14 protein-coding genes are annotated in these 15213 nt (G+C 71.9%); 8 read left to right on the top strand and 6 right to left on the bottom strand.

What is annotated here, in order from left to right:
- Window positions 1–827 precede the first annotated feature (827 nt).
- Together ACA511_RS03205 and ACA511_RS03200 are read right to left on the bottom strand one after the other, a co-directional pair.
- Complete coding sequence (locus tag ACA511_RS03205; protein WP_375022498.1) at window positions 828–1445, bottom strand: pentapeptide repeat-containing protein; 618 nt, start codon at window positions 1443–1445, stop codon at window positions 828–830.
- A 56-nt stretch (window positions 1446–1501) separates the two neighbouring features.
- A complete protein-coding gene (locus tag ACA511_RS03200) occupies window positions 1502–2293 on the bottom strand; it encodes an oxidoreductase (RefSeq protein WP_375022497.1) in 792 nt (263 codons plus the stop codon).
- 278 nt (window positions 2294–2571) lie between these two features.
- On the opposite strand from ACA511_RS03200, the gene acs reads away from it, so the two are divergent.
- From acs to ACA511_RS03175, 5 genes are all read left to right on the top strand, one after another.
- Window positions 2572–4539, top strand: coding sequence for an acetate--CoA ligase (gene acs / locus ACA511_RS03195; RefSeq protein WP_375022496.1), 1968 nt, complete (start codon window positions 2572–2574; stop codon window positions 4537–4539).
- Between the two features lie 185 nt (window positions 4540–4724).
- On the top strand, window positions 4725–5963 hold the full coding sequence (gene nhaA / locus ACA511_RS03190) for a Na+/H+ antiporter NhaA (RefSeq protein ID WP_375022495.1): 1239 nt from the start codon (window positions 4725–4727) through the stop codon (window positions 5961–5963).
- A 13-nt stretch (window positions 5964–5976) separates the two neighbouring features.
- Window positions 5977–6453 (top strand): phage holin family protein, encoded by a 477-nt coding sequence (locus ACA511_RS03185; protein ID WP_375022494.1) that lies wholly within the window; start codon window positions 5977–5979, stop codon window positions 6451–6453.
- A gap of 8 nt (window positions 6454–6461) precedes the next feature.
- Window positions 6462–7385, top strand: a complete 924-nt coding sequence (locus ACA511_RS03180) for an alpha/beta fold hydrolase (RefSeq protein ID WP_375022492.1) — start codon at window positions 6462–6464, stop codon at window positions 7383–7385.
- 118 nt (window positions 7386–7503) lie between these two features.
- Entirely contained in the window at window positions 7504–7857 is a 354-nt protein-coding gene (locus ACA511_RS03175) for a DUF309 domain-containing protein (protein ID WP_375022491.1), read from the top strand.
- A gap of 75 nt (window positions 7858–7932) precedes the next feature.
- Here ACA511_RS03175 and ACA511_RS03170 read toward each other — a convergent pair whose 3' ends face one another.
- The 3 genes from ACA511_RS03170 to nth form a co-directional block, all read right to left on the bottom strand.
- Complete coding sequence (locus ACA511_RS03170; protein WP_375022490.1) at window positions 7933–9129, bottom strand: MarP family serine protease; 1197 nt, start codon at window positions 9127–9129, stop codon at window positions 7933–7935.
- A gap of 188 nt (window positions 9130–9317) precedes the next feature.
- A complete protein-coding gene (locus ACA511_RS03165) occupies window positions 9318–9977 on the bottom strand; it encodes an NUDIX hydrolase (RefSeq protein ID WP_375022489.1) in 660 nt (219 codons plus the stop codon).
- Between the two features lie 37 nt (window positions 9978–10014).
- Window positions 10015–10755 carry an endonuclease III gene (nth, locus tag ACA511_RS03160; RefSeq protein WP_375022488.1) on the bottom strand — a complete coding sequence of 247 codons (741 nt, stop codon included), beginning with the start codon at window positions 10753–10755 and terminating at the stop codon, window positions 10015–10017.
- A gap of 119 nt (window positions 10756–10874) precedes the next feature.
- On the opposite strand from nth, the gene ACA511_RS03155 reads away from it, so the two are divergent.
- Window positions 10875–12149 carry a PucR family transcriptional regulator gene (locus tag ACA511_RS03155; protein WP_375022487.1) on the top strand — a complete coding sequence of 425 codons (1275 nt, stop codon included), beginning with the start codon at window positions 10875–10877 and terminating at the stop codon, window positions 12147–12149.
- A 12-nt stretch (window positions 12150–12161) separates the two neighbouring features.
- On the opposite strand, the gene ACA511_RS03150 is transcribed toward ACA511_RS03155, so the two are convergent.
- Window positions 12162–13619, bottom strand: a complete 1458-nt coding sequence (locus tag ACA511_RS03150) for a sigma-70 family RNA polymerase sigma factor (RefSeq protein ID WP_375022486.1) — start codon at window positions 13617–13619, stop codon at window positions 12162–12164.
- Between the two features lie 147 nt (window positions 13620–13766).
- Here ACA511_RS03150 and ACA511_RS03145 point away from each other — a divergent pair, with 147 nt between their 5' ends.
- Window positions 13767–14648 carry an SDR family NAD(P)-dependent oxidoreductase gene (locus ACA511_RS03145; RefSeq protein ID WP_375022485.1) on the top strand — a complete coding sequence of 294 codons (882 nt, stop codon included), beginning with the start codon at window positions 13767–13769 and terminating at the stop codon, window positions 14646–14648.
- Complete coding sequence (locus ACA511_RS03140) at window positions 14645–15199, top strand: carboxymuconolactone decarboxylase family protein (protein ID WP_375022484.1); 555 nt, start codon at window positions 14645–14647, stop codon at window positions 15197–15199. The genes ACA511_RS03145 and ACA511_RS03140 overlap by 4 nt, the downstream gene beginning before the upstream one ends.
- Window positions 15200–15213 lie beyond the last annotated feature (14 nt).

Below are 15213 nucleotides of genomic sequence, written 5' to 3'. Positions count from 1 at the left end.
GTGCGTCCGCGGACGCACCGCCCGCCGCGCTACGGCTGGGCGACCCCCGCCGGGGGGGAGAGCGGGGGTCGCCGGTGCGGTCCGGCTCCGGGGGGGTAGAGCCGGACCGCTTTCCAGGAAAGTCTTCAGTGGAGTTCAGGCTGAGCCGTGCGCGAGTTCGCCCTATGCGTGCGGCAAACTCACTGACTCCAGTCTAGGCAGATACAACATATGCTGCCCGATCGTCGAGAGTTTCGTCGAGGCGCGAACTCGCCCGGCCGATCACGATTTCTCGCATCCGGCCGGAAGGACGTGCTCGTCGCGGCGCCGCAAGGCGCCGTGCCCTCCACGGCAGGGCCTCCCGTTCCCGTGCACGGTTCGCACATCGGGACGAAAGTGGGAGCGTACAGCAGAACTAGAGATCTTTCCGGCCGCATGCGCGATCGGCCGCCAAAAAGAAACGATCACAGTGAGTGATCAGCTTTGTGACCCAGATGCGAGTTACGGATAGCCCGGAATATCCGTCCCCGGTCTCAGCCGGCACCGGCGTCCCGTTCGGCGTCATCCGCGACAGTGGTCCGCGCTTTCCGAACAAGGGCTTGTCAACTGGGCGGATGAGGCGTAGACAGGTCTTACGGACCACGTGTCCGAGCACGGCAGCCGGGCACCCACGCGCGATCAGCCGCGGGAGGCGCGTCGAGACGGGCTTGACCCGATCCGACGAATATGAGTTGCACGCTTGGTAACCTGGTGTGACGTGACTGGCGACGGCGTCCCCGAGCGGGGCGCCGTTCGCTTCGCCGCCCGAAGCCTCACGAACCTCACGAAGCCCCGCGCCCCACCCGAAGCTAGTCGCGGACGTCCAGCCCCAGAGCCGTCGCCAGGACGACCGCCTGGTACGGGTCGACCACCGCGCGCTTGAGCCCGGTGGCGAGCGGGTCCACCGCCGAGATGTCGCTGCCGCGCAGATCACACCCGGAGAAGTCCGCCTGGTGGAGGTACGCGCCCGAAAGGTCGACTCTGCGGATCTCCGCCCCCGCGCACCGCGCGCCCGTGAGGTCGGCCTCGCGCATGCGCACGTCCGCGAAGGACGCGCGGCGCAGGTCGGCGCCCGGCAGGCCCGTGAACGACCAGTCGCCGCCCTTCACCTTCAGCAGGTCGTACGTACAGGCGTCGAACATGCTGCCCACGAGCTTGCATCCGGTGAAGGTGGCGTCGAAGAAACCGCACCGGACGAACGTGCAGTTCAGGAACGCGGCGTCGGTGTGGGTGGACGCGTTGAAGCGCACCCCGCGGAACGTGCAGTCGGTGAACACGGCACCGGCCCCGGTGGCCTCGGTCATGTCCACGTCCACGAACAGGACGCTTTCGTGGTTCTCGCCGGTCAGGTCACGCGAGTCCCAGTTCGCTGCCGAGACCGTCGTCCCGGTGGGCGGCGCGGGGCGTCCGTGCATGCGTTCGGCCATGCGCTCAGCATGGCCGCAGCCACCGACAAACCCAGGTGGGACCCCCTCAGAAGGGGTCAGCCCCGCATGAACGCTTCGCAGATCGCCTGCGAGTCCCGTGCGGCGGCGGCCACGGCGGAGGAGCAGTGGACGATCCACCGCGCGACACCCTCGGACGTGCCGGACGAGTAGTCCCGCAAGGCCGAGCCGTAGTCGGCCTCCAGTTCAAGGTGCCCGACCTCGGGTGCGACCAGCGACTTGGGGTCGAGCCCACGGGACACGAGGGTGAGACGCTCGGCGGCGCGGGCGATCAGCCCGTCCCCCCACCCGAACGGACGCAGAGTCAGCAACTCGCCGTGCACGACGGCCGCGACCACGAGCGCGGGCGCCTTCGTCGGGGAGGTCAGCAGCGTGCTGAGCGCGTCCAGGCGCGCCGCCGCCTCGGACGGCGACGGAGGCTCGCCGAGGCCGAGAACGTCCTTCACACCGGCGTCGGATGAGCGCGGACGTCCCAGGTCGGCGCTGTCCACCGCGTCCGCCGCGGCGAGGACGTGGAGCCGGGCCAGCGCCTGCCTGGGCGCGTTCCGCCAGGTCTCCGCCAGCGTCCCCAGCTCGGCCGACACGCGCAGCGAGCCCTGCACGACGGGGTCGGACGGGTGCTCGGTGGTGCGGAGCTCGTCCAGCGTGACCGACGCACCGTCCAGGACGGCCGAGGCCCGCGCGCCGCGCAGCGCGGACTCCGTGGACACTTCGGCGCTGCGCCGCCGCAGGATGCGATGGCCTAGCAGCCGGTCGACGGCCTTACGCGCGTCGTCGACGGCGCCGGCCACGCCGGGCAGTTTCGCAACATCAGCAAGGGCATCGCTCACGGCCCGACCCTATTCGGTCCCCGGCGGGCACCCGTCGGACACCCCGGGCGCTCCGCATGGGCGCTCGCGAAACGCCGCGCGGAGGCGTAGAACGGAGACGGTTCCCGGATAGCTGACCTGGGAAGGCCAGTCGTGTCGGGGATCACGACCATCCGGATTCGTGGGAGCCGGTCCCGCTGGTCTTCCACACCAGGGACTCCGGCCTTGTGAAGACCGGGACCTACCTGGTGGAGTGGGGATACCGGGCGACCCCGCATCACCTAGCAAGGAGTTTCGCGTTGAGCCAGAGCCAAGAGACACTGTCGAACCTTCTGCAGGAGACGCGCCGCTTCGCCCCGCCCGCCGATCTCGCCGCCGCCGCCAACGTCAAGGCCGACGCCTACGAGCAGGCGTCCGAAGACACCCTGGGCTTCTGGGCGGAGCAGGCGGACAGGCTCACCTGGACCAAGCGGTGGGACGACGTGCTCGACTGGAGCAATCCGCCGTTCGCCAAGTGGTACGTGGGAGGCGAACTCAACGTCGCCTACAACTGCGTGGACCGGCATGTGGAAGCCGGGCTTGGAGCCAAGGTCGCCTATCACTGGGAGGGTGAGCCGGGCGATACCCGCACCCTCACCTATGCCGACCTCCAGCGCGAGGTGAACAAGGCCGCGAACGCCCTGCTCGAACTGGGCGTCCGCAAGGGCGACCGGGTCGCGATCTACCTGCCGATGATTCCGGAGCTGCCGATCTCGATGCTCGCGTGCGCGCGCATCGGCGCGACCCATTCGGTCGTGTTCGGGGGCTTCTCGTCCGAGGCCCTCCGTACCCGGATCGACGACGCGCAGGCGAAGCTCGTCATCACCGCGGACGGCGGGTTCCGGCGCGGCAAGCCGTCCGACCTCAAGGGCATCGTGGACGAGGCCGTCGCGCAGACGCCGTCGATCGAGCACGTCCTCGTGGTGCGCCGCACCGGCGAGGAGGTCACCGAGCACGACCGCGACCTCTGGTGGGACGACGTCGTCGCCCGGCAGAGCGAGGAGAACAAGCCCGAGCCCATGGACGCGGAGCACCCGCTCTACATCCTGTACACGTCCGGGACGACGGGTAAGCCGAAGGGCATCCTGCACACCACCGGCGGCTACCTGACCCAGTGCGCCTACACCCACTGGGCCGTGTTCGACCTCAAGCCCGAAAAGGACGTCTACTGGTGCTCGGCCGACATCGGCTGGGTGACCGGGCACTCCTACATCGTGTACGGGCCGCTCGCCAACGGCTCGACCAGCGTCATCTACGAGGGCACCCCGGACACGCCCGACAAGGGACGCTGGTGGGACATCATCCAGAAGTACAAGGTGTCCATCTTCTACACCGCCCCCACGGCGATCCGCACGTTCATGAAGTGGGGCGACGACATCCCGGCGCAGTACGACCTGTCGTCCCTGCGCGTCCTCGGGTCGGTCGGTGAGCCGATCAACCCCGAGGCCTACATCTGGTACCGCAAGCACATCGGCGCCGACCGGACGCCGGTGGTCGACACGTGGTGGCAGACGGAGACCGGCGCCATCATGATCAGCCCGCTGCCGGGCGTCACGGCGGCCAAGCCCGGTGCGGCGATGCGCCCGCTGCCCGGCATCGCCGCGGACGTCGTGGACGACCAGGGCCGGTCGGTGCCGAACGGCGGCGGCGGGTTCATGGTGGTCAGGGAGCCGTGGCCGGGCATGCTCCGGACGATCTGGGGCGACGACGAGCGGTACGTCAAGACGTACTGGTCGCGCTTCGAGGGCCTGTACTTCGCCGGCGACGGCGCCAAGAAGGACGAGGACGGCGACATGTGGCTGCTCGGCCGCGTGGACGACGTCATGCTCGTGTCCGGCCACAACATCTCCACGACGGAGGTGGAGTCGGCGCTCGTGTCGCACCCGAAGGTCGCCGAGGCGGCGGTCGTCGGCGCGACCGACCCGCTGACCGGGCAGGCGATCGTCGCGTTCGTCATCCCGCGCGGCAGCGCCGGCGAGGAGGTCGAGGGCGCGGACTTCGCCAAGGAGCTGCGCGACCACGTCTCCAAGGCGCTCGGCCCGATCGCCAAGCCGCGGCAGATCATGATGGTGCCGGAGCTGCCGAAGACCCGCTCCGGCAAGATCATGCGCCGGCTGCTGCGGGACGTCGCCGAGAACCGCAGCATCGGTGACGTCACGACGCTGGCCGACAGCACGGTCATGGACCTGATCTCGGAGAAGCTCCCCTCGGCCAAGTCCGACGACTGATCCCCGCCCGCGACGGCGGTTTCCGAGCGGCCCGCGCCCCCCGGTGCGGGCCGCTTTCCCGTCTCCCCAGGTACTGCGGGTAAAATAGTCCGCGGTGTGCCGGGAAGTCTGGTCGGCAGGGACGTCCCGCAGTGGTGTGCGGGCCGGGCCTTTCAAACGTCCGCCACCTTCCCGGGGGTTTCCGCATGGCCCGCCCGCCTGTGAAGCGCCGCGTCGCCGCGACGTGGCCGTTCCGTCCCACCGTCCGCTACAGCCAGCAGGTCGCCAGTGCGCTGCGCATGGAGACGATCGGCGGCGTGGTGATGCTGCTGGCGGCGGTGGCCGCCGTCGTGTGGGCGAACACGCCGTGGGCGGGCGCCTACGAGAGCCTCCGGACGTTCGAGATCAGCCCGCACTGGCTGCACCTCGGGCACATGGACGTGCAGCACTGGGCGTCGAGCGGTCTGCTGGCGGTGTTCTTCTTCATCGCCGGCCTGGAGTTGCGCGAGGAGCTGACGCACGGCGAGCTGCGCAATCCGCGGGACGCGGCGCTGCCCGTGATCGCGGCGGCGGCCGGCGTGGCGATGCCGGCGATCGTCTTCCTCATCGTGAGCGCCGGGGAGCCGGGCGCGGCGCGCGGCTGGGCGGTGCCCACGGCGACGGACATCGCGTTCGCGCTGGCGGTCCTCGCCGTGACGTTCACCTCGTGCCCGGCGCCGCTGCGCGCGTTCCTGCTGACGCTGGCCGTGGTGGACGACCTGATAGCCATCGCCATCATCGCGCTCTTCTACACCGACACCCTGCGGTGGGCGTTCCTGGGGCTCGCAGTGGTTCTCATCGCCGCGTACGGGGTGCTGCAACACAAGAACGTCCGCTCGCCGTGGGTGTACGTGCCCATCGCCGTCCTCGCCTGGTACTTCCTGCAGCGAAGTGGGATCCACGCAACGGTCGCCGCCGTCGCGCTGGGTATGCTCACCAGCCCGAGGTGGACCCCGGACGGACGGCCCACGAACGCCGAACGCGCCGACCACGTACTCCGGCCGTTCTCGGCGGGCGTGTGCGTGCCCCTCTTCGCGTTCCTGTCGGCGGGTGTCGGGCTCGGCGCGTCCCAGCTGGGCGCCGTGTTCACCGACCGGGTGGCCCTCGGGGTGATCGCCGGACTGGTGCTCGGTAAGTTCGTGGGGGTCTTCGGCGGCGCCTGGGCGGCGGTACGGCTCGGCCTGGCGACGCTCGGGGAGGACCTGCACTGGCATGAGATCGCGGGAGTCGCGCTCCTCGCCGGGGTGGGTTTCACCGTTTCGCTGCTGATCGGCGGTTTGGCCTATACCGACCCGTCACAATTCGAGAGAGTGACGACTGCGGTCCTGATCGCGAGCGTTCTCGCCTCGGCGGCCGCGGCCGTCGTCTTCCGGAGAAGGGTGCGTGTGCGCGCGCGCCCGGACTAAGGAGTAAAGCGATATGTCCGAGGCACTACCGGGCGAGCGCATGGAGGACAAGTCCGTCGGCGAGTTGGTCGCGCTGGCGTCCGGCAACATCTCCGACCTTGTCAGGGCCGAGATGACCCTGGCCAAGATGGAGCTGAAGGCCGACGCCAAGAAGGCGGCGCTCAGCAGCGTGATGCTGACCATCGCCGCGGTGATGGGCGGTCTCATCGTCATCCTGCTGTCCGTCTCCTTCGCGCTGGGGCTCGCGGAGCTGGGGCTGTGGCTCTGGCTCTCGTTCCTCATCGTCGCGGTCGTCTACGGGTTGCTCGCCTTGGTCCTGATGTGGCTCGCCAAGCGGATCGTCAAGCGGATCGAAGGCGCGAAGCGGACCCGCAAGACGCTGAAGGACGACTTCACCGCGCTGCGGCGCCGCGGCGACTCCGACAAGCGCGACGCGGACCGGCTCGGCTCCGCCAAGGACGATTCCGGCAAGTCCGAGCTGACGGCCTGATCGGCGCCATGTCCGGGCACGACGCGTCGCTGATCGAGGTCGAGGGGCCGTGGACCCACCGGCAGATCAGCGCCGGGGGGACGCGGTTCCATGTCGCCGAGGCCGGCGAGGGGCCGCTCGTCCTGCTGCTGCACGGATTTCCCGAGTTCTGGTGGTCCTGGCACAACCAGCTGGTGTCGCTGCCCGCGGCCGGCTACCGGGCGGCGGCCGTCGACCTGCGCGGATACGGCGGCAGCGACAAGCCGCCGCGCGGATACGACCTGGTCACGCTGGCGCGGGACGCCGCCGGCCTGGTCCGCGCGCTGGGCGAGGCGAACGCGATCGTCGTCGGGCACGACTGGGGCGGGCTGCTCGCCTGGACGACGGCCGTCTACCACCCCAAGATCGTCCAGCGGCTGGCGGTGGTGAGCGCCCCGCATCCGCTGCGGCTGCGGCAGGCCATCACCGGCGACCCGCGCGGCCAGGGGTGGGCGGCACGGCACACGTTCGGCTTCCAGGTGCCGCACTGGCCCGAACGGCGCCTCACCCGCGACAACGCCGCGATGGTGGGGAAGCTCCTGCACGCCTGGTCCGGCCCGGACTGGCCGGACCCGCGCACGGAGCAGCTCGTGCGGAAGGCAGTGCAGATCCCGGGGGCGGCCCACAGTGCGCTGGAGTACCACAGGTGGTTGATCCGGTCGCAGGCCCGTCCGGACGGCATCCGCTACGCGCACCGCATGCGCGCCCCCATCCAGGCGCCCACGCTCCAGCTCCACGGCGCGCTCGACACGTGCACGCTCCCGGCCAGCGCCCAGGGTTCCGGGCGCTACGTGTCGGCCCCCTACCGCTGGAAGCTCATCGAGGGCACCGGCCACTTCCCCCACCAGGAACGTCCTCGCGCGTTCGACGCGCAGCTCCTCGGCTGGCTGGCCGACCCGGAGCCGGAGCACTGAACCCCGGGCGTACGGTGGAGCCATGCGCGATCGGGACGAATCTGGACGCCCACGCAACGCACGCCCACGGGACGCTTTCGGGCGTCCGCTGCCCCATGGCGCAACCGGCATCCCCACCATGCCCGACGACCTCGACATGCCGCCGGCGGACGCGCTGACCGAGGCGCAGCACCTCCTGGACGCCGACCGCCCGTTCCATGCCCACGAGGTACTGGAGGCGGCCTGGAAAACCGCGCCGGAGCCCGAACGGGAGTTGTGGCGGGGTCTCGCGCAGATCGCCGTAGGGATCACTCATCTGCGCCGGGGAAACACGCGCGGCGCTGAGGCGCTCCTCAGCCGCGCCGCCGAACGCCTCGTCCCGTACGAAACCGACGCTCCGCACAGCATCGACGTACGGGGAGTCGTCCAGCGGGCACGAGACCTGGCCGCGAGCCCCGAGACGGGCCCCGTGAAGCTCCGCCTCACGATCTAGCCAGACCGGCCAGTACAGCCCTGCCGTCAGAACAGCCCTGCCGTCAGACCCAACCCTGCCGTCAGAACAGCTTGTCTAGTCGGAGCAGCTCTGGGTGGACACTGGGTTCGTGGCCTTCCCGGCCGCACGCGCGTCAGGCGAGACCTCCTGCGCGGTGAGCGCGTAACCGGTGGACGGCGTGTCGAGCGCCGCCGCGAAGATGACGCCGTAGACGCGCCCGTCCGTGGACAGCAGCGGCCCTCCCGAGTTGCCCGGCTCGACCTTGCCGCGGATGGCGTAGATCTCGCGGGTGACCTGCCCGGAGTGGTAGATGTCCGGGCCGCGCGCCGTCTGCCGGGCGCGGATCCGGGCGGCGCCCGCCGTGAACGGCTGGTTCTTCGGGAACCCGGCGATGATGGCGTCGTCGCGGACGCGCGCCTCCTGGGCGAACTCCAGCACCGGCGCCCGCAGGCCCGGCACGTACAGCACGGCGACGTCGCGCTTGGGGTCGTACAGGACGACCCGTCCGCGGTTGCTGTCACCGTTCATCGTCGTCACCTTGGACGCGCCGCGCGCACCGGCGACGACGTGCGCGTTGGTCATGATGTGCTGCGGCGCGAACACGAACCCGGTGCCCTCGATGCGGCGCTCGCACTGCGGCGCCGTGCTGACCACCTTCACGATGCCGTTCTTGGCCGCCTTCAGGCCGCGGGTGTTCAGCACGGACTCGTCCGGCGGCGGCACCTGCACCACCGACTCGCCGCCGAGGCCGTTGAAGACCTGCGGGAACTCGCTGCTCTTCACGAAGCCCTGGAACGAGGTGAACCAGGTCTGCGCCTGCTGGGGCATCATGCCGTTGATGCCGTTGATGATCGAGGAGCCCTTGACCTGCGTCCGGACGGGCTTGAACTCGGAGTTGGCGACCAGGCTCCCGAAGAACCAGGCGACGATCAGCAGCGACATCGCGCTGACGAACGTGCCGCCGACCGCGTCCGCGGTGCGGGCGTTCATGCCGGTCACCCGGTTGCGCAGCACGGCGCCGACGGACGAGGCGATCAGCTGCCCGAGGGTGGCCGCGAGGAACGCGATCACGATGGCGAGCAGCGCCTGCTGGGCGGCCCCGTCCACCGCCGCCTCGGCGATCGGCGGCGCGATCAGCACGCCGACCACGCCACCGCCGACGAAGCCGGCGAAGCTCAGCAGGCTGACGATGAAGCCCTGCCGGTAGCCGGAGACTCCGAACAGCACGACGAGCACGAGCAGGATGACGTCGAGAACGTGGTCGTGCAGCACCGCTTCACCGTATAGGGCCGGGCCGCCGCTTCACGTCCCCTCGATGTACCAGATTCGGGTGCGGCCGGTAGCCGTCAGGTGTGACACGCGGCCGTGACCATGGCCATACCCGGAGTGAACGAGGCGCTGACCTGCGGAACATCCCGGCGCCGCCGAAAATGCCGAGCCGACCGCAACGGAGGAGGTTCTCAACCGCGGGCGGCGAGGTCCAGGACCTCGGGCGGCAGGTCCTCGACATGAGACATGTCCCACGGCCGGTTCCAGCCGCCCGCGTCCAGGACCTGGGTGAGCAGCGCCGCCGTGAACCCCCACACCAGCATGTCGTGGACGCGGAACGCCGGCCCGAACCTGACCCCGGACGGATGCCGTACCATCAGCCGGTTCGCCGGGTCCACCAGCTCGCCGAGCGGGACGCGCGCGACCGTCGCGACCTCCCCGGGATGGCCGGGCGCGATCTCCGACGGCTCCCGCCACCAGCCGGCGACGGGCGTGACGCGGTGCTCGCTGTGCGGCAGGTACAACTCGGGAAGCGTGCACAGGACGTCCACGCCGGCCGGTTCGACGCCGGCCTCCTCCCACGCCTCGCGCAGCGCCGCCGCGACCGGTCCGTCGTCCTCGGGGTCGATGCGGCCGCCGGGGAACGCGGGCTGCCCGGCGTGCTTGTTCAGCGTGGCGGCGCGTTCGGTGAGCAGGACGTCGGGACCGTGCGGGCCTTCGCCGAAGAGGATCAGGACGGCGGCCGCGCGGGCGTCCGGCGCGGGCCGGAACGTCGGCGGCACCGGGATCCTCGGGCCCTCCGCGCTGAAGCGGGCGAGCCAGGCGGGCTGGGGGCGGGCGGTCTCGGTCACCTACGTCCCAACTCCCGGACGCCGCCGTTCCTTCCCGTCATGAGAACGGCCCCGGCTTGACGAGCTTGCGCGCGGTCTCCTCGTCGGTCGGCCCCTCGCCGAAGGACGGGCACAGCCGTGCGAGCGGGCACGCGCCGCACGCCGGACGGCGCGCATGGCAGATCCGGCGGCCGTGCCAGATGAGCCTGTGCGACAGCATCGTCCAGTCTTTGCGCGGGATGAGCGCGCCGATCTCCTGTTCGACTTTGACGGGGTCGTCTTCGGCCGTCCAGCGGAACCGCCGTGCGAGGCGGCCGAAGTGGGTGTCGACGGTGATTCCGGGGACGTCGAACGCGTTCCCCAGGACGACGTTGGCCGTCTTGCGCCCGACGCCGGGCAGCTTGACGAGGTCTTCCAGCCGGCCCGGGACCTCGCCGCCGAACTGGTCGCGCAGCGCCGCCGACAGCCCCATCACGGACTTGGTCTTCGCGCGGAAGAACCCGGTGGGCTTCAGGATGGCCTCGACGTCCTCGGGGTCGGCGGCGGCCAGGTCTTCGGGGGTGGGGTACTTGGCGAACAGCCCCGGCGTCGTCAGGTTCACCCGCACGTCGGTGGTCTGCGCCGACAGGACGGTCGCGACGAGGAGCTGGAAAGGGGTCCCGAAGTTCAGCTCGCAGTGCGCGTCCGGGTAGGTCTCGGCCAGGATCCGGTCCATCCGCCGCGCCCGCCGCACGAGGGACAGCCGGGATTCGTCCTTCCACTTCCGAGCCCGCGCCTTCGGGGACGCCTCCGTCGCCATACCGGCCAGCCTAAAGCCTCACCGGCCCGGACCGGCCGAGCGCGAAAGTTCGGCCGAGGCGCGTAATGGAGCCCGGGGTGCGCCGTCTCTCCGGCACGCCGTTCGCCGAAGGAGATCTCATGTCCGACCTCAGCCAGGTTGTCCGCCTTCCGGTGCGCCGGATCGAGCTCGACCTGTCGTTCGAGGGCGCCGCCCGGGTCGCCGAGGATCTCCGTGGGCACGTACCCGGCATCGCCGCGGAGGCGGTGCGCCGGATCGAGACGCGGCTGCCCGAGTTCGTGCGGCCGCACGACCCCCGGTACGCCAAGGCGGTGCTGCTGGGCGTCGAGTGCGCCATCGACCACTTCCTGGAGCTGATGGCCGACCCCGGCGCGTCCTCGGCGCAGGTCGTGGAGTTCTGGCGGCAGATCGGGTTCGGGGAGGCCAGCGAGGGCCGGACGCTCGACTCCTGGCAGGACGCGACGCGGATCGGGACGGGCCTCGCGGTGGAGCGGCTCGCCGAGCGCGCCGAGCAGCTCGGCCACCGGCCGAGCCCGGCCACGGTCGCGGCCATCGCCAACGCGGCCCTCGACTACGTGAACCAGGTGGCCGCGATCGTCTCCGAGGGCCACGCGGACGCCGCCGCCCGCGCCGCGGGGGCACGCCAGGACCACCGCCGCCACCTGCTGGAACTGCTGCTGAACGACCCGTCCCCGAAGGAGCTGCGCGGCCGGGCGCGGGAGGCGGACTGGCCGCTGCCCCGCACCGTCGCGGCCGTCGCGCTCCGCGAACTCGGGCCCGACGCACGGCACCCGGCGCTGCCCCCGGACGTCCTGCTGGGCCTGCACCTGCCCGAGCCGTGCCTGATCGTCCCCGACCCGGAGGGGCCCGGCCGGGTCCGGATGCTGGAGCGGCAGCTGCACGGCTGGACGGCCGCGATCGGCCCGGCGGTCGGGCCCGCCGACGCGGGCGCCTCGCTGCGGCTGGCGCGCGAGGCCCTGGACCTGGCCCGGCGCGGGCTGATCACCGCCGCGTCGCCGGTCGCCGCCGAGCGGCACATGCCGATCATCGTGATGATGCGGGAGCGGATGCTGGTCGAGAAGGTGATCGCCCGGCGGCTCGCACCGCTGCTGGCGGCCCGTCCGGCACAGCGCTACCGGCTCGCCGAGACGCTGCTGACCTGCCTGGAGTGCGGGTTCAACGCGACGGAGGTGTCCGGCCGCCTGCACCTGCACCCGCAGACCGTCCGGTACCGGCTGCGGCAGTTGGAGGACCTGTTCGGCGACGCGATCCACACGACGTCGGACCGGCTGGAGCTGCACATGGCCCTGCACGCCTGGCTCGCCCTCAACGCCGGCCCCGCCGCCGCGCGCGGACCCGCCGCCGCGCGGGACGACGACCTCAGCTACGGCTGAGCGCGGATGCGGTCAGCCCCTGGCCTCGATGGCCCAGCCCTGGGCCGCCATCCCCGCGAACGAGAACGGTTTCAGCGTCACCGCCTTCAGGCCGGACCAGCTCGCCTGAAGGTAGTAGCCGCCGCCGTTGACGAGCCGGTAGACCGCGGGGGCGGTGCGCGCCATCGTCCAGACCTGGTTCGCGCCGCCGCACGGCGCCATGACCACCGCGTACTCGCTGCCGCCTTCCCAGGGGACGCCCGCGGAGAGCTGCCCGCGGCCCATGCACTTCCCGCTGGAGGTGCTCTTCAGCGTGAAGCCGCCCGCGGTGTCCGTGCGTTTCCACCCGGTCGCGGAGTTGGAGCAGGACCGCTGCACGACCGCCGTTCCGCTGGGCGCCAGGCACGATTGCAGCGTCGTGTTGCGGACGCGGTAGGGGCCCGCGCCGGAGGCGGCGCCGCCGTCCTCGCCGGCGGGGGACGTGCCGCCCGCACCGGGGAGCGCGGTGCCGACGGTGTGGTCGGACCGTGCGACGTCCTCCGGCGGCGGAGTCGGCGGGAGGGACGGCTGCCGGGCGGTCGTCGCGGGCGGCGGGACGACCCCCGGAAGCGCTTCCTGGCCGCCGCCGCCCATGCCGAACAGGAGGATCGCGATCCCGGCGGCGACGCCGCCCGCCACGGCGGCCGGCAGGGCCCAGCCCGCCCCGGACGCCGCCGGCGCGAGCAGGTCGAACGGCGCCGACGGCGCGGCCAGCAGGACGGCCCCGATGGGCAGGGCGCGCCGCAGCCGCCCGTTGAGGTCGGTCATCTCCGCGGACGCGCGCCGGCAATCGGCGCAGGTCTCCAGGTGGCGGCGCAGCGCGCGGCTGCGGCGCCGGCCGGGGCGGCGCACGTTCGCGGCGAGCTGGGCGGTGAACTCGGCGCATTCGGGGCGTCCCCCGGCGCTGGCGGCGAGGAACGCCTGCCGGAGCCCCTCGCGGGCGCGGAACGACAGCTGGGAGACCGCGCCCTTCTCCATGCCGAGCAGTTCCGCGACCTGCCCGACGGGCTCGTCCTCGATGACCGTGTACCAGAGGACGGTCTGCCACCGTTCGGGCAGGGAGCGGAAGGCGCGCACGAGCGCGTCCAGCTCGTCGACGTCGGGCGGCGGGTCGTCCTCGGGCGCGGCGGCCCACTCGGCGACCTGGTCGGTCACGACGGTGCGGCGGGCGCCGCGCGCCCAGTCGGTGGCCGCGTTCCGGACGACCGTGTAGAGGTACGGCCGGCAGGCGTCGCGCGGGCCGTTGCCCTGCCGCATCGCCGCGAACGTGCGGGTGAACGCCTCGCTGGTCAGGTCCTCCGCGAGGTGCTGGTCGCGGACGAGGCCGCGCGCGTAGCGCAGGACGGCCGTGTGGTGCCGCCGGAACAGCTCGTCCGACGCCTGTTCGTCGCCCTCTCCGGCGGCCGCCAGAAGGTCGGCGTCCGGCCGCGTCTCCACGCCCGCTACCACCACACCATCCAATACAAGCCGCACATGTCACCACAACCCTCATAGGTCGCCTGTCACCGCAGGAATAGACGCCGAATCCGCCGCGGCATTACGGGGTTTCGTGACCTACCTCAAAAAGACGGGTGTGTTCTTTAATGTTAGAGTCGGCGCATGATCCTTGACTCCTCCCGGTGGACGGCGACCCTCGCCGGACGGCGCGTGCTGATCACGGGCGCCGCGCGGGGCATCGGCGCGGCCCTCGCCGCCCGGCTGCACGAGCGCGGCGCCCGCGTCGCGCTCGCCGGCCTGGAACCCGACCTGCTCGCCGCCGTCGCCGACGGCTGCGGATCCGCGCCCTGGTGGACGTGCGACGTGACCGACCGCGCCAGGGTCGAAGAGGTCGTGGACGGCGCCGTCCGAGAACTGGGCGGCCTGGACGTCGTCGTGGCCAATGCGGGTGTCGCCGCGCAGATGCCCATCATCGGGGGCGACCCGTCCGTCCTGGAGCAGAGCCTCCGGGTGAACGTGCTGGGCGTCTACAACACGCTTCAAGCGGCCGGACCCCACATCAGCCACGAACGCGGTTACGCGCTGGCCGTCGCGTCCCTCGCCGCGGCCGTCCACGCGCCTTTGCTGGGCGCGTACAGCGCGTCCAAGGCCGCGGTGGAGGCGCTGGGCAACACACTCAGGGCCGAACTCAAGCCGTGGGGCGCGAAGGCCGGGGTCGCCTACTTCGCCGAACTCGATACCGATATGACGCGTCGCGGCTTCAGCACCGAGGCGGCGGCCGCCATGACGAACTCGGGACGCGCGAGCAGCCTCATCTCGGCGGTCACGCCATTGAAGGTCGGGATCGACGCCCTCGAACGCGGGATCGCCCGCCGTTCCAAGCGCGTCGTCGCCCCCTGGTGGGTCGGCGGCGTCCTGCCCGTCCGGATGCTCGCGCAACCCGTCGTCGACCGCGCAGTCCAGAGCGGGCTGCGCCACATCCTCGAAGTCGCGCGGGAAGAGCACGTCGAGCTGACCACGCCGCAACCGGACTCCGCCCGGTGACCGCACCCCGCGCCACGCCCGGCGGCGTCCGCGACGTCGGGGTGGCGAACTGGCTCGCCTGCCAGGTCGCGGGGCGGGTCGCCGGGACGGGGCCGCCCAACCTCTTCCTGACGCTCGCGCGCCGGCGCGGGCTCTTCCGCGGCTGGCTGTGGTTCGCGGGACGGCTCATGCCCGGCGGCACCCTGCCGCGCCGCGAGACCGAACTGGTGATCCTCCGCATCGCGCACCTGCGCGACTGCCGCTACGAGTTCGACCACCACGTGCGCCTCGCACGCCGGACGGGCGTCCGGGCGCGGGACGTCGAGCGCGTCGAGGCCGGGCCGTCCGCCGAGGGCTGGACGCCGCGCGAGCAGGCGATCCTCGCCGCGGCCGACCGGCTGCACGACGAGCGGGACCTCGACGACGACACCTGGACACGGCTCCGCACCCACCTCACCGAGGGCGAGTGCGTCGAGCTGACCGTGCTGGTCGGCCACTACGAGATGCTCGCCACCGTGATCACCGCCCTCCGCGTCCAGCCCGACCGTCCCCGCCGCCCCGGAGGCCGCTGACCGCACCGCCCAGG

This window comes from Actinomadura sp. GTD37 (assembly GCF_041951365.1).
Taxonomy (GTDB): Bacteria; Actinomycetota; Actinomycetes; order Streptosporangiales; family Streptosporangiaceae; genus Spirillospora.
Note: the sequence above shows the minus strand (reverse complement) of the source record. Positions and strands in the feature narration are given on the sequence as shown.